The organism is Cryobacterium frigoriphilum, assembly GCF_004403305.1.
Taxonomy (GTDB): Bacteria; Actinomycetota; Actinomycetes; order Actinomycetales; family Microbacteriaceae; genus Cryobacterium; species Cryobacterium frigoriphilum.
The window spans coordinates 220,992-234,094 of sequence record NZ_SOHE01000016.1 but is presented as its reverse complement, the minus strand read 5'-3'; the positions used below and the strand labels follow the sequence as shown (position 1 = coordinate 234,094).

At 69.7% G+C, this 13,103-nt stretch carries 13 protein-coding genes; 5 read left to right on the top strand and 8 right to left on the bottom strand.

Annotated features, from left to right (window positions below; genetic code table 11):
- The first annotated feature begins 67 nt into the window (after nt 1–67).
- The 3 genes from E3T55_RS03980 to E3T55_RS03970 are packed head-to-tail and all read left to right on the top strand — an operon-like array spanning nt 68 to nt 2,644.
- Nucleotides 68–478: an arsenate reductase ArsC gene (locus tag E3T55_RS03980; RefSeq protein ID WP_134518256.1), complete on the top strand. Its 411-nt coding sequence runs from the start codon at nt 68–70 to the stop codon at nt 476–478.
- A gap of 28 nt (nt 479–506) precedes the next feature.
- Nucleotides 507–1,196, top strand: coding sequence for an arsenate reductase ArsC (locus tag E3T55_RS03975; RefSeq protein WP_134518255.1), 690 nt, complete (start codon nt 507–509; stop codon nt 1,194–1,196).
- Nucleotides 1,193–2,644, top strand: a complete 1,452-nt coding sequence (locus E3T55_RS03970) for an FAD-dependent oxidoreductase (protein WP_134518254.1) — start codon at nt 1,193–1,195, stop codon at nt 2,642–2,644. Before E3T55_RS03975 ends, E3T55_RS03970 begins: the two co-directional genes overlap by 4 nt.
- 161 nt (nt 2,645–2,805) lie before the next feature.
- On the opposite strand, the gene E3T55_RS03965 is transcribed toward E3T55_RS03970, so the two are convergent.
- From E3T55_RS03965 to E3T55_RS03945, 5 genes are all read right to left on the bottom strand, one after another.
- Complete coding sequence (locus E3T55_RS03965) at nt 2,806–3,156, bottom strand: metal-sensitive transcriptional regulator (RefSeq protein ID WP_338145117.1); 351 nt, start codon at nt 3,154–3,156, stop codon at nt 2,806–2,808.
- Nucleotides 3,149–3,478 (bottom strand): rhodanese-like domain-containing protein, encoded by a 330-nt coding sequence (locus E3T55_RS03960; RefSeq protein WP_134518253.1) that lies wholly within the window; start codon nt 3,476–3,478, stop codon nt 3,149–3,151. Before E3T55_RS03960 ends, E3T55_RS03965 begins: the two co-directional genes overlap by 8 nt.
- Nucleotides 3,475–5,193 carry an FAD-dependent oxidoreductase gene (locus E3T55_RS03955; protein ID WP_134518252.1) on the bottom strand — a complete coding sequence of 573 codons (1,719 nt, stop codon included), beginning with the start codon at nt 5,191–5,193 and terminating at the stop codon, nt 3,475–3,477. The genes E3T55_RS03960 and E3T55_RS03955 overlap by 4 nt, the downstream gene beginning before the upstream one ends.
- Nucleotides 5,194–5,311: 118 nt before the next feature.
- Nucleotides 5,312–7,591 (bottom strand): heavy metal translocating P-type ATPase, encoded by a 2,280-nt coding sequence (locus E3T55_RS03950; protein ID WP_134518251.1) that lies wholly within the window; start codon nt 7,589–7,591, stop codon nt 5,312–5,314.
- Nucleotides 7,591–7,821 (bottom strand): heavy-metal-associated domain-containing protein, encoded by a 231-nt coding sequence (locus tag E3T55_RS03945; protein WP_134518250.1) that lies wholly within the window; start codon nt 7,819–7,821, stop codon nt 7,591–7,593. The genes E3T55_RS03950 and E3T55_RS03945 overlap by 1 nt, the downstream gene beginning before the upstream one ends.
- 87 nt (nt 7,822–7,908) lie before the next feature.
- Between E3T55_RS03945 and E3T55_RS03940 the strand changes: the two genes are divergently transcribed.
- Nucleotides 7,909–8,262 carry a metal-sensitive transcriptional regulator gene (locus E3T55_RS03940; RefSeq protein ID WP_134518249.1) on the top strand — a complete coding sequence of 118 codons (354 nt, stop codon included), beginning with the start codon at nt 7,909–7,911 and terminating at the stop codon, nt 8,260–8,262.
- Between the two features lie 133 nt (nt 8,263–8,395).
- On the opposite strand, the gene E3T55_RS03935 is transcribed toward E3T55_RS03940, so the two are convergent.
- On the bottom strand, nt 8,396–9,949 hold the full coding sequence (locus E3T55_RS03935) for a DUF4389 domain-containing protein (protein WP_134518248.1): 1,554 nt from the start codon (nt 9,947–9,949) through the stop codon (nt 8,396–8,398).
- Between the two features lie 130 nt (nt 9,950–10,079).
- Nucleotides 10,080–10,556 carry a hypothetical protein gene (locus E3T55_RS03930; RefSeq protein WP_134518247.1) on the bottom strand — a complete coding sequence of 159 codons (477 nt, stop codon included), beginning with the start codon at nt 10,554–10,556 and terminating at the stop codon, nt 10,080–10,082.
- A gap of 169 nt (nt 10,557–10,725) precedes the next feature.
- Here E3T55_RS03930 and E3T55_RS03925 point away from each other — a divergent pair, with 169 nt between their 5' ends.
- Nucleotides 10,726–11,406 (top strand): response regulator, encoded by a 681-nt coding sequence (locus tag E3T55_RS03925; protein ID WP_134518246.1) that lies wholly within the window; start codon nt 10,726–10,728, stop codon nt 11,404–11,406.
- Here the strand turns inward: E3T55_RS03925 and E3T55_RS03920 are convergent.
- Nucleotides 11,403–13,088: a GAF domain-containing sensor histidine kinase gene (locus E3T55_RS03920; RefSeq protein WP_134518245.1), complete on the bottom strand. Its 1,686-nt coding sequence runs from the start codon at nt 13,086–13,088 to the stop codon at nt 11,403–11,405. The two genes, E3T55_RS03925 and E3T55_RS03920, sit on opposite strands and share 4 nt — an antisense overlap.
- Nucleotides 13,089–13,103: the final 15 nt, after the last annotated feature.

The following is a 13,103-nucleotide window of genomic DNA, read 5'->3' as shown; positions in this document are numbered from 1 at the left end:
TCACCGCAAGACGACCACCACACCTGCTCATCACCGCACACCGCATACTCTCGAAAGAAGACTCCTCATGACCGCTAAGCCCACCGTGCTCTTCGTTTGCGTACACAACGCCGGACGCTCGCAGATGGCCGCCGGCTACCTCACCGCCCTGGCTCAGGGCCGCATCGAGGTGCTGTCCGCCGGATCAGAGCCGAAAGACCAGATCAACCCGGTCGCGATCGCCGCGATGGCCGAAGACGGCATCGACATCGCGAACAACGTGCCGAAGATCCTCACGACCGAGGCCGTGAAAGACTCCGACGTCGTCATCACGATGGGCTGCGGCGACGCCTGCCCGATCTTCCCGGGCAAGCGGTACGAGGACTGGAAGCTCGACGACCCGGCAGGCCAGGGCATCGAGAGCGTCCGTCCGATTCGCGACGACATCAAGGCACGCATCCAGGTGCTGCTCGCCGAGCTGCTGCCGGCGCAGGTCTAGGCCCCGAGCGAGACAGAAAGACGAGGCAATGACCGATTTCAGCACCCGCAAGGCCCAGCCCGGCCTGAGCTTTCCCGAAGAGTCCCTCAAACGCCTCGCACACGAGCTCACCACGCGGTTTGACGGTGTCTTCGCCGGCGAAACGGTCGAGCGCTACGTGCTCGAGTCGTACACCGCGCTGCTGCGCACCTCAAAGGTGAAGGCGCACCTCACGAGCCGTACCGCGCACTTCGCCGGCGAGCGCCTCACCGCCCTCGCCCAGGCCAAGGGTGCCGTGGCGTCGCCGGTTCCCGAGGTGCTGTTCGTCTGCGTGCAGAACGCCGGCCGCTCGCAGATGGCCGCCGTGTTCGCCAAGGCCCTGTCCGGCGGCGCCGTACACGTGCGCTCGGCCGGGTCGATGCCCGCCACCCAGCTCAATCCCGCGGTCGTGCAAGCGATGACCGAGCTCGGCCTGTCGATGGAGGAGTCTTTTCCCAAGCCCCTCACCGACGATGTCGTGCAGGCAGCGGATGTCGTGGTCACCATGGGCTGCGGCGACGCCTGCCCGATCTACCCTGGCAAACGCTACGTCGACTGGAACCTTGTCGACCCCGGCGAACTGCCGCTCGATGAGGTGCGCCGCATCCGCGACCAGATTCGCGGCAAGGTCACCGACCTGCTCTCCGGCCTCGGCGTCGAGGCCGCCCTGCTGCCCGCATCCCCGAGCGTCTCAGCATGACCCCCGCGGGCACGGCAGCCACGCTCGGACTGACCCTCACGGTTCCCCCGCGCCGCACCGACGCCGTGCCCGCACTCGCCCACCTGCCGGTCGCGATCATCGGCGCCGGGCCGGTCGGCCTCGCCGCGGCGGCCGAATTGGCCGAGCGCGGGATCGACTTCGTGCTCTATGAGGCCGGTCCTGCCGCCGGAAGCGCCCTCACGCTCTGGGGCCACACCCGCCTGTTCTCGCCGTGGCGCTATCTGACGAGTGCGGCATCCGTTCGCCGGCTCGAACCCGTCGGCTGGGCCGCGCCCCACCCCGACGTGCTGCCGACCGGTCACGAACTGCTGCGCGACTATGTGCTTCCCCTCGCCGCTACCCTCGGCGACCGGGTGCACTACGGCGCGCGGGTCACGGCGGTCAGCCGACAGGGCATGGACCGCACCCGTTCCGCCAACCGTGCCGCGACGCCGTTTCTGCTGCGCATTCAGACGGATGCCGGCAGCCACGACGCCCTCGCCCGCGCGGTCATCGACACCTCCGGCACGTACTCGACCCCGAACCCGCTCGCCGCCTCCGGACTCGAGCCGATGCCGGCGGTTGCGGGGGCGGTGGCGCAGTCGGCGGCGGAGGTGAGCGAGCACCTCGTGCATGCCCTGCCCGACGTGCTCGGTAGTGAGCGGGCCCGCTTCGCCGGCCGCCACACCGTCGTCGTCGGTGCCGGGCACTCGGCCGCCAACACCCTGCTGAACCTCGCCGAACTCGCGGCCGTCGAGCCCGGCACCACGGTCAGCTGGCTGATTCGCACCGCAACTCCCGTGCGGGTCTACGGCGATGACAGCGACGAACTGGCCGCCAGGGCCTCGCTCGGATCCCGCGTGCACGCGCTCGTCACGAACGGCCAGGTCGCCCTGATCGACGGCTTTGAGATCGACACCGTGGCGCCCAGCACTAACGGCGGCGGCGCTGCCCCGGGCGCGGCCGATCCGGGCGCGGCCGACCGCGTCGCGCTCATCGGCCGCCGCCACGGTGCCCCCGCACGCCTCGAGGCCGACCTCATCGTGGGAGCGACCGGGTTTCGGCCCGACCTCGACATGCTGCGCGAGATTCGTCTCGCGCTCGACGAAATCGTCGAGGCGCCCAGACTGCTCGCGCCATTGATCGATCCGAACCTGCACAGCTGCGGCACGGTTCCGGCGCACGGCGTCGACGTGCTCACGCATCCGGAGCCCAACTTCTACCTCGCCGGCATGAAGAGTTTCGGGCGGGCACCCACGTTCCTGCTCGCCACCGGCTACGAGCAGGTGCGCTCGATTGCCGACGAACTCGCCGGCAACCGGGCCGCCGCGCGGCTCGTCACCCTCGTGCTGCCCGAGACCGGGGTCTGCTGTACCACGCCGCCCGAGGCGCCCGGCGCCGCGCCGACGGATGCCGCGCCCGCCGCATCCGCTGCCTGCTGCAGCTGACTCGCCGCACCACCCGCACCCCCGCACCCCCCGCACCCCCCGCACGATCTGACTGCCCCCGATACGGGTGGCCGCTACGGTAACTGCCGTAGCGGCCACCCGTATCGGGCGCGGTCGCGGTCGCGGTCGGTCCCGCACCTCCGCGGGCGCGGTCGCGCAGCCTACGCGAGCGTCAGGAACAGCTTTTCGAGCTCATCAACGGTCAGGGCGTCCTTCTGCTCCGGATTTTCGAGGCACTGCCGCATCGCTTTCGACACGATCACGAATCCGGCCTTGTCGAGCGCGCTCGACACCGCGGCGAGCTGGGTCACGATGTCCTTGCAGTGCGCGCCCGCCTCCACGGCCACGATCACGGCGTTCAACTGGCCCTGCGCGCGCTTGAGACGGTTGAGAATCTTCTTCTGCTCCGGGTCGGGGCCCAGAACGGTAGCGGCCGCGGCCGGAATCGTCAGACGGATGCCCGCCGCAGCCGGCCCCGCCACATCCGTCGGTGACATCTTTGCCTTAGTCATTGTTCGCTCCCGATTCGGTTGGCAGGCCGGCCTGCTGCCAGGCGAGCGTGCCGCCGGCCACGTTGATGGCGTCGATGGCGCTGCCCGAGCGGTCGAGGTAGTCCACGACCTGGGCGCTGCGTCCGCCGACGGCGCAGATCACATAGACGGGCTGCCCAACGGGCACCTCATTCATGCGCTCCATGAGCACGCTGATGGGAATGTGCAGCACTCCGGGCACGTGGGCGTCGTCGTATTCGTCCTGCTCGCGCACGTCGAGCACGACGACGGCCGCCGGGCCGTTCGTCAGTGCGGCGAGTTCGAGTACCGAGATATCGGTCATACAGGGATCCTTTCGGACAGGGTTTCAGAAGAAGGGGTGCTCGCCATGGCCGCGCGGCCGGCGAGCCAGGTGCGATACCCGCCATCTAGATTACGCACATCGTGGCCCAGTTGGCTCAGCAACCGTGCCGCGGTGTGGCCGCGCTGGCCGACCTGGCAGTGCACGACGAGCGGGCCGGCCGGCAGCTCACCGTGCCGGGCGCGCAGCTCGTCGAGGTTGAGGTTACGGGCGTCCGGCAGGTGCCCGGCCGCGAATTCAGCGGGGCTGCGCACGTCGACGAGCGTCGCTCCGGCGTCGAGCGCGGCGTCGAGTTCGTGCCACTGCACCGAACGACTGGTGCCGTGCAGCAGGTTGTCGGCGACGTAACCGAGCTGATTGATCGCGTCTTTCGCGGAGCCGTACTGCGGCGCATAGGCCAGTTCCAACCGGCTCAGAGCGGATGCCCCCAGCCCGGCAGCCATCGCCGTCGCGATCACGTCGATACGCTTGTCGACGCCGCTTCCGCCCACGATCTGGGCGCCGAGAATCGCGTCGGTATCGGCGTCAATGAGCAGCTTGATGGCCATCTGCTCGGCGCCGGGAAAGTACCCGGCGTGCGACGACGGATGCGTGTGCACGACTCGGTGCGCCCGGCCGGCAGCCACGAGGCGCTGTTCGTTCCAGCCGACCATCGCGATCGTCAGGTCGAAGACACCCACGATGCCGGTGCCGACGGCGGGTTCGGCCGCGTCGGGGCGCCCGGCGATGGAGTCAGCGGCGGCCCGGCCGTGCCGGTTGGCGAGGCCCGCCATGGTGACGAGCGTGCCGGCGCCGCCGACGGCATCCGTCTTTTCAACGCCGTCGCCGACCGCGAAAATGTGGGGATCGCTCGTGGCCTGGGTCTCGTCGACCCAGATGCCGCCGCTGTCGCCGATGGCGAGGCCCGCCGCGGCGGCGAGCGAGGTGTCGGGGCGCACACCGGTTGCGTCGATGACGAGGTCGGCCGGCACGAGGGAGCCGTCGCTCAGCAGCAGCCCGGTCGCTGCGGATGTCGCGGGATCGGCCGGCGCGTCGCTGCCGACGACGCTCGTGTTGAGGCGCACGTCCACGCCGTGGGCGCGCAGGTCGGCCACCACCGGGGCCGCCATTTCGGGGTCGAGGGGGGTGAGGATCTGCGGGCCGCGCTGCACGAGCGTCACGTGCACGCCGCGGCGCACGAGGTTGTCGACGGCTTCGAGGCCGATGAAGCCGCCGCCGATGACCACGGCAGACGGGGAACCCGGGGCGGCGGCGAGCACGGCGTCGATGTGGTCAACGTCATCGACGGTGCGCAGGGTGTGCGTGGCGAGGCCCCAGGCGGCGGAGGTGCTGTCGGCGGGCGCGCTGCGCGTCGTGGCCCCGGCGGCGAGAATCAGCCGGTCGTAGCTCTCGCTCCGCTCGTCGCCGGTGAGGGTATTGCGCACCGAGACGGTCTGGCCGGCCCGGTCGATGCCGGTGACCTCGTGGTCGACGCGCACGTCGAGCCGAAATCGGGTGCCGAGCGATTCGGGCGTCTGCAGCAGCAGCTCGGCCCGGTCGGTGATCACGCCGCCGACGTAGTACGGCAGTCCGCAGTTCGCGAAGGACACATAGTGCCCGCGCTCGAACACCACGATCTCGGCCGACTCATCGAGCCGACGCATCCTCGTTGCCGCCGACATGCCGCCGGCCACTCCACCCACAATGACAATCTTCATTAGTGCCTCCGGCCCCAACTATACCCCCAAGGGTATCCAAAAGTCGAGGCCCGGCCCCACCCGGTCCCGCACCCGCTTCCCGCGAGCACGCAGTTGCGGCGCCAAAACGCCACACTGCTCACTCGCGAGAAGGCGTCAACTGCCTGAAGCCGCGCAGGCGCAGGCTGTTCGTCACCACGAACACCGAGCTCAACGCCATCGCGGCGCCGGCCACGAGCGGGTTCAGCAGCCCGAGCATCGCGAGCGGAATCGCCGCGACGTTGTACGCGAAGGCCCAGAACAGGTTCGCCTTGATCGTTCCGAGGGTGCGGCGCGCGAGCCGGATGGCATCCGCTGCCGCGAACAGGTCGCTGCGCACCAGGGTGAGGTCACTCGCCTCGATCGCCACGTCGGTTCCGGTTCCCATCGCGATGCCGAGGTCGGCGGTCGCGAGGGCGACCGCGTCGTTGACGCCGTCGCCGACCATCGCCACGACCCGACCGCTGTGCTGCAAAGAGCGGATGACCAGGGCCTTTTCGGCGGGCAGTACCCCGGCCCGCACATCCGCGATTCCGACGAGGTCACCGACGGCGCGCGCCGCGCGCTCGTTGTCACCGGTCAGCAGCACGGTCGACAGGCCGAGCCGTTCGAACTCGGCGATCGCCGCCGCGCTCGTGGGCTTGACCGTGTCGGCGACCGCGAGCAGCCCGCGGGCCTTGCCGTCCCACGCCACGATCACCGCGGTCTGGCCGAGGCCCTCCTTGGTGTCGAGCATGGCCCGCAGCTCGACCGGAAGTTCGATCGACCAGGCGTCGACGAGCCACTGCGGCCGGCCGACGAGCACGAGACGCCCCTCGACAATGGCCTGCACGCCCAGCCCCTGCTCGGAGGCGAACGATTCGGCGGCCGGAACCGGCCCCTTCAGCGCCGCCGCAGCGACGATGGCGGCGGCGATCGGATGCTCAGATCCGCTCTCCGCCCCGGCCGCCAGTCGCAGAATTTCGTCTTCGTCCCCGCAGTCGACGGCCGTGCAGCCGACCACGGCCATGCGCCCGGTCGTCACGGTTCCGGTCTTGTCGAGCACGATCGTGTCGACGCGGCGGGTGGCTTCGAGCACCTGCGGGCCCTTGATCAGGATGCCGAGCTGCGCGCCGCGGCCGGTTCCCACGAGCAGCGCGGTCGGTGTCGCGAGGCCGAGCGCGCACGGGCACGCGATGATGAGGGTCGCGACGGCGGCGGTGAACGCCATCTCGGGCGACGAGCCGACGAGCAGCCAGCCGGCCAGGGCCAGCACGGCGAGGCCCAGAACGATCGGCACGAAGATCGCGCTGACCCGGTCGGCGAGGCGTTGCACATCCGCTTTTCCGGTCTGCGCCTGTTCCACGAGTCGGCCGATCTGGGCCAGCTCGGTGTCGGCGCCGACGCGGGCGGCCCGCACGACGAGGCGGCCGCCGCTGTTCAGCGTCGCTCCCACGACGTGGTCGCCCGGGCCGACCTCGACGGGCACGGATTCGCCGGTCAACAGGCTCGCATCGACCGCGGAGCTGCCCTCAACGACGGTGCCGTCGGTCGCGACCTTCTCGCCAGGGCGCACGACGAACAGGTCGTCGACGACGAGGTCGGAGATGCTGACCCGGGTTTCGACGCCGTCTCGCAGCAGGGTCGCCTCTTTGGCGCCCAGCTCGAGCAGGGCGGTGAGCGCGGCGCCGGAGCGGCGCTTGGCCCGTGCCTCGGCGTAGCGGCCGGCGAGCAGAAAGACGGTCACGGCCGCGGCGACCTCGAGGTAGATCTCGTTGGCGCCACCGCCGGGTTCGGCCACCAGACTGAACGACATGGTCATTCCGGTCATGCCGGCCATGCCGAAGAACAGGGCGTAAAGCGACCAGCCGAGCGCGGCGAGCACGCCCAGGCTCACGAGGGTGTCCATGGTCGCGGCGCCGTGGCGGGCGTTCAGCCAGGCGGCGCGGTGGAACGGCCAGGCGCCCCAGACGGCGACGGGCACCGCGAGGGTCAGGGCGAGCCACTGCCAGTTGTCGAACTGCAGCGCCGGAATCATCGACAGCAGCGCCACCGGCAGGGCGAGCGCGGCCGAGACCCGCAGCCGCGCGAGCAGCGCGGCAGCCTCGGCGCCGTCGCCGGCCTCGGGCGCGGCACCCCCGACATCCGCAGCGCCGGTCGCGACCGATGACGGCGACGGATGCGCCGGTGCCGGCAGCACGGCCGTGTATCCGGTCGCTTCAATGGTCGCGATCGCATCTGCCACGGTGGTGCCCGCGGGAACCGACACGTGTGCCTTCTCGGTCGCGTAGTTGACGCTGGCCTCGACACCGGGCATGCGGTTGAGCTTCTTTTCGATGCGTGCGGCGCACGAGGCGCAGGTCATGCCGCCAATGCGGAGGTCAACCTGCGAGGCGGTCATTACGCGGCCGGCGCCAGTGCGTAGCCGGCCTCATCGACCGCGGCGGCGACCAGGCTGCGGTCGAGGGGGGCCGCGCTCGTGACGGTGACCTGGGACACGCCACCGACGACGAGGTCGATGCTCACGCTCTCGGCACCCTCGATGGCGGTGACTTCTTCGGTCACGGCCTGGGCGCAGTGGCCACAGGTCATGCCGGTGACGCCGTAGGTGGTGGTGATTGACGTGCTCATGAGTTCGTTCCCTCCGAGTGCCGGTTCGGCCGGCGCTGCGCTATCATGTAACCACTATACCCCTCGGGGGTAACTGGAGGACCGATCATGACCGCGACAGAGTCGACAGCAGAGCCGACGGCAGAGCCCGCGGCAGCGGCAGCCGCACCCGAGCACGCACACCACGGGTACATCTCCAACCAGGACAACTACCTCAAGCGCCTGCGTCGCATCGAGGGCCAGGCCCGCGGCCTGCAGGGCATGGTCAGCGACGAGAAGTATTGCATCGACATTCTCACGCAGATTTCGGCGATGACGAGCGCGCTGCAGTCGGTCGCCCTCGGCCTGCTCGACGATCACCTCAACCACTGCGTGCGCGACGCCGTGGCCTCGGGAGGCGCCGAGGCCGAGGCGAAACTGCTCGAGGCGTCGGCCGCGATAGCCCGACTCGTGCGCTCCTAGCCCGGCCGGGAGTTGCGTCACCCAGCCTGACGGGCACAATCGAGCTGCGCGGCAGTAACGCCGCTACGCGGTGGGCGCGCCTACCGCGTAGCGGCGTAAGTACCGCGTCACTCGGCGGCGCGCCACCGCCGCCCTACGGCCGCGCGGCGCCCTGATCGAGCACAAATGGCGGGTACTCGTCACGCATCAGCGCGGTGTACGTGATCACGCGGAACACCCAGCGGTTGATGCCCAGAATCAGGTCAAAGAGCCCCTGCCGAAACCGCCCCGTGAACAGCAAAATCACGCCGGCGATGAAGACGAGCAGCCCGAGCAGCGAGACCCCGGCGTTCGAGCCGTCCGCCCAGGCGCCGTCGCCGGCAGCTCCGTTGCCCCATCCGCTCCCCCAGCCGATCAGTCCCCCGGTCAGCGCCGCCACGATCAGCAGGTGCGGAATCGCCAGCAGCCACCACTTCACGAGCACGAGTCCGCGGGACAGCTGCTCGGGGTACGCGACCTCGAAGTCGGCCGGGTAATCGGTACGGGCCAGGGTGAAGGGCGGATATTGGTCGGTACCCAGCGCGGAATAGCCGTAGAACGACACCCGCCAGGTCCAGCGCAGCACACCCACATTGAAATCGAACAGCGCACGCGGGTAGCGCCCGGTGAAGAGGATGCCGAACCCGGCCACCACGGTGCACACCATAAAAGCGATCCACAGAAAGAACAGCACGATCAGGTGGGGAATCACGAGCACCCACTTCACGAGCCACAGCCACCGGGACAGTGCCGGGTCGAGCGTTCCGCGCAGCTGCGCCGGGTAGCGCGGCGCGGCATCCGTCGCCCCCGAAACCAGGTCCCCGGCGAGCGACGGCGGCGCGGCCACAAAATTCGTGTCGCGTGAAAACCCGTCGGGCGTCACGGCGGGCAGAACCGGCCCGGCAGCGGATGCCGCTGGCCCTCGCGGGGTACGACGGCCGAGGCTCACGGCCCCGAGCACGATCAGCACGACACCGATCAGCAACACGATCAGGCCGCTCGCGAGTAGCGCCCAGCCGATCGGTGCGATCAGGTCGCTGCGCGCTCCGCCGGTCAGCTGAACGGCGACGTTCTCGCTCGCATCAGCGTTCATTACGACGATCGTCCAATTTGCCGAATTAGCCGCGGTGAGGGTCTGCAGATCCCACAGAATTTGCCGCTCACCCGTGCCAGACGACGAGAGCTCCCAGAAGTCCTGGGAACCGGGCAGGGTGGGCGAAACCGTGCCGGGCACGTCGCGGTACCGCGATCCGAACGGGCCGGCACTCACGGTCGTGAGCACGGTGTGGTGCACGTTCGCGAGGTACTCGTCGACATCGGCCTGCGGCCCGACCCCGACGAAGATCGGCGTGTTGCCGTCGATCGCCTCGGCGACGAGCCGCAGCGTTCCGAGGTCAAATGGCAGGGCCACCGCGTCGTTCACGTCGGTCGTCACCTCCATCGGCGGCGACACGAGGGCAAAGGAGTCGGCCGCGACGCTCACGGTCGGCGTCTGAAAGAAGCCGCTGCCGCGGGTCTGACCGTTCGCCCAGAGGGCGGCGCCGCCGACGAGCATCACCGCGAGGCCGGTCAGGGCCAGCAGTGAGCCGATGACGAGCACAATTGTCGCGCCGACCCATCGCCTGGGCGCTGCGGGGGCGGGTGAAACGAGCGGTGCGGAGCTGTGCATGAGAACCTTCAATCGGTGAACGGAGATCAGGAACGCAACCACAGATCAGTGCGTGCCAGCGGTGGGCGGCCCCATCGACGCACGCCAGATCTGTATTCATGCTGGCACCGAGGCGCGGGCCGCAACAGGGTCAGAGGTCCCGGCCGGCGACATCCGCCTGAAGCGTTTCGGCGGATGCGGGCACCAGACCGAGCAGGCCGAAAACGGCGAGCAGTTCGAGGCCTCCGAGGGCGAAATACAGTGTTTGCAGCACAGAGTACTCGCGCATCACGGCGAGTTCCACGAAGATCCAGATCAGCATTCCGAAGCCGGCCACGACGCTCGACAGCGGGCCGAGCGGCCGCCGTCGCTGCAGGGTCACGGCCGCGAGCAGCTGGGTACCGCCGACGACCGCCCCGAGGATGAGTCCGGGCCACAGGAACGAAGTGAAGGGGCTGCCCGCGAGATAGTCGAGCGGCACCCCCGCGCCGTTGGCGAAGACCCCCAGCACCCCGCCGCCGAAGGCGGAGGCGGCACCAAAATAGAGCAGCCCGAGCAGCAGACCACGCAGACCCCGCTGCGGAGTCGACACCGGCGTGCCCGCCGGTCGTTTCCAATCGATCGTCATGATTCCACCCTGCCGCGGGCCTCACCGGCCGCACAGGGCCGGAGGTCCCGCAACCCGGTAACGGACCTTCGACCCTACCGAGCACCATACGGCCGGGAGAGAATAGTAAGCGCGCAACAGCCGCACGCCGCCAGACCAACCGCCGGTGCGCCACAACGAAGGGATCCCCATGGATGAGACGCAGAACCGAGCGTCACGCCCGAACCGGGAGCTCCCGATTCGCATTTTCATCCTCGACGACCACGAACTCGTGCGTCGCGGCCTGCGCGAACTGCTCGAGGGCGAGGGTTTCGAGGTGCTCGGCGACACCGGTTCCGCCGTCGAGGCGACCCGGATGATTCCGGCGTTGCGGCCCGACGTCGCCATTCTCGACGCCCGGCTGCCCGACGGCACCGGCATCGAGGTGTGCCGCGACGTGCGTTCCCTCGACCCCGCGCAGCAATGCCTGATTCTCACGAGCTACGACGACGAGCACGCCCTGCGCGGCGCCGTGCTGGCCGGCGCCGCCGGCTACGTGCTCAAGGAGATTCGCAGCGACGACCTGCTCGACAAGATCCGGCGGGCCGCCGTCGGTGAGTCCCTGTTCGATCCGCGGGTGAAGGCCGCGATCGTGTCGGGCCTCGCCGACCCGCAGGACGCCCGGCTGGCCTCGCTGACGGCGCAGGAACGCAAGGTGCTCGACCTCATCGGCGAGGGCCTCACCAACCGCGAGATCGGCCAGTCGATGTTTCTCGCCGAGAAGACCGTGAAGAACTACGTGTCGTCGATGCTCGCCAAGCTCGACTTTCAGCGCCGCACCCAGGCCGCGGTCTACGTCGCCAAGCACGGCGACGACCAGCGCCGCAGCTAGCGGCGCTGTCGCACCGGCCGGCCGCCGAGTTCGGCCGGTGCGACGGGGCGGGGCGCCACCGGCACCGACCAGCGCAGCCGTGTACCCTCACCCGGCGCGCTCTTCACCGTGAACCGGCCGCCGCAGAGATCGGCCCGACGCCGCAGGTTGTCGAGGCCACTGCGCCGCACCAACTCGGAGAACCCCCGGCCGTTGTCGGCGATCACGATCTTCACCCGGCCGCCTTCTGAACTCACCGACACGTCGATCGCGGTCGCGCCGGCGTGCCGGGCCGCGTTACTGAGCCCCTCGGAGAGCACCGCGAGCAGGTTGCCGCGCAGCTCCTCGGTCACCTCCGCCGCATCGATCGGTCCAGACAGACGGATGCGCGGGGCGAACGGCAGGGCATCCGCGCCATCCTTGATCACCGCGAGAATACGGCTCGACAGCGTTCCCGTGGTCTGGCTCATGCCGCGCAGGGAATAGATGGTGTCGCGCAGTTCGCGAATGGTCTCGTCGAGTTCGGTCGTGACCGAGTTGATGCGGTCGAGGGCGACCGGATCGCTCGTGAAGCGGCGCAGGCTCTGCATGCTCAGCCCGGCGGCGAACAACCGCTGAATCACGAGGTCATGCAGGTCCCGGGCGATGCGGTCCCGATCACCGAGTACGGCCTGTTCCTCCCGCATCCGGTGCGCGGTCGCGAGCTCGAGGGCCAGCGCCACCTGCACCCCGTAGACCGCGCTCATTTCCAGGTCGGTGGTGCTGAACGAGCCGGTACCAATCGCCTTCGACAGCAGAATCACGCCCTGGCCGTCACCGATCGGGCCGAGCGCGGCCACGAGGGTCGGGCCCGATTCCCGCAGCTCCAGATCGGGCGAGAGCAACGGCAGGCTCGGCTCCACCGACGACAGCCCGGTCGCGCGCACCTGGGCCAGGGCCGCTGACCGCACGATGACGGTGCGTCCGAGCAGCTGTTCGGCGCCGACGCCGGCCGCGGCGAGGCAGTACAGGCTGTCGTCGGCGGGAAAACCGATGACGACCAGTTCCGCGCCCGACACCGCGAGGGCACGCTGGGCGACGAGGTCGAGCCCGGTTTCCTCGGCCTCATCGAAGGGGGCCGGCAGGTCACGGGCCATGTCGGCGCACGCCTCAAGCCATTCGGCACGGCGGTGCGATTCCTCGAACAGGCGGGCGTTTTCGATCGCCACCCCGGCGGCCGCGGCGAGCGCCATCGCGAGGGACTCGTCCTCCTCGGTGAAGTCACCGCCGCCGAGCTTCTCGGTGAGGTAGAGGTTGCCGAAGACCACGTCGCGCACCCGCACGGGCACGCCCAAAAACGATTTCATCGGCGGGTGGTGGGCCGGAAACCCAAAGGAGCTGGCGTGGTCGTGCAGGTCGTGCAGGCGAATCGGCCGCGGTTCCCGAATCAGCAGTCCGAGCACGCCGTGACCGACCGGCAGGTCGCCGACGAGCTTCACCGTCTCCTCGTCGAAGCCCACGGTGATGAAGTGGCTGAGGCCGTTGTCGCCGCCGATCACGCCGAGGGCGCCATAGCGCGCCTGAACGAGTTCACAGGCGCTTGACACCACCCGTTCCAGCACGGCTTCGAGGCTGAGGTCTTCGGCGACGGAGATGACCGCGGCGAGCAGCCCACGCATCCGTTCCTGATTCAACAACCGGTCCGCGGCGCGCTGTTCGTTCATCGGTTCCCCACTGGC

What these genes read in the sequence shown, in the direction of transcription:
- E3T55_RS03930 (WP_134518247.1), bottom strand. Translation starts at nt 10,556, where the DNA reads ATGACGATCGATTGGAAACGACCGGCGGGCACGCCGGTGTCGACTCCG.
- E3T55_RS03920 (WP_134518245.1), bottom strand. Translation starts at nt 13,088, where the DNA reads ATGAACGAACAGCGCGCCGCGGACCGGTTGTTGAATCAGGAACGGATG.
- E3T55_RS03980 (WP_134518256.1), top strand. Translation starts at nt 68, where the DNA reads ATGACCGCTAAGCCCACCGTGCTCTTCGTTTGCGTACACAACGCCGGA.
- E3T55_RS03965 (WP_338145117.1), bottom strand. Translation starts at nt 3,156, where the DNA reads ATGACTAAGGCAAAGATGTCACCGACGGATGTGGCGGGGCCGGCTGCG.
- E3T55_RS03940 (WP_134518249.1), top strand. Translation starts at nt 7,909, where the DNA reads ATGACCGCGACAGAGTCGACAGCAGAGCCGACGGCAGAGCCCGCGGCA.
- E3T55_RS03970 (WP_134518254.1), top strand. Translation starts at nt 1,193, where the DNA reads ATGACCCCCGCGGGCACGGCAGCCACGCTCGGACTGACCCTCACGGTT.
- E3T55_RS03955 (WP_134518252.1), bottom strand. Translation starts at nt 5,193, where the DNA reads ATGAAGATTGTCATTGTGGGTGGAGTGGCCGGCGGCATGTCGGCGGCA.
- E3T55_RS03950 (WP_134518251.1), bottom strand. Translation starts at nt 7,591, where the DNA reads ATGACCGCCTCGCAGGTTGACCTCCGCATTGGCGGCATGACCTGCGCC.
- E3T55_RS03975 (WP_134518255.1), top strand. Translation starts at nt 507, where the DNA reads ATGACCGATTTCAGCACCCGCAAGGCCCAGCCCGGCCTGAGCTTTCCC.
- E3T55_RS03925 (WP_134518246.1), top strand. Translation starts at nt 10,726, where the DNA reads ATGGATGAGACGCAGAACCGAGCGTCACGCCCGAACCGGGAGCTCCCG.
- E3T55_RS03945 (WP_134518250.1), bottom strand. Translation starts at nt 7,821, where the DNA reads ATGAGCACGTCAATCACCACCACCTACGGCGTCACCGGCATGACCTGT.
- E3T55_RS03960 (WP_134518253.1), bottom strand. Translation starts at nt 3,478, where the DNA reads ATGACCGATATCTCGGTACTCGAACTCGCCGCACTGACGAACGGCCCG.
- E3T55_RS03935 (WP_134518248.1), bottom strand. Translation starts at nt 9,949, where the DNA reads ATGCACAGCTCCGCACCGCTCGTTTCACCCGCCCCCGCAGCGCCCAGG.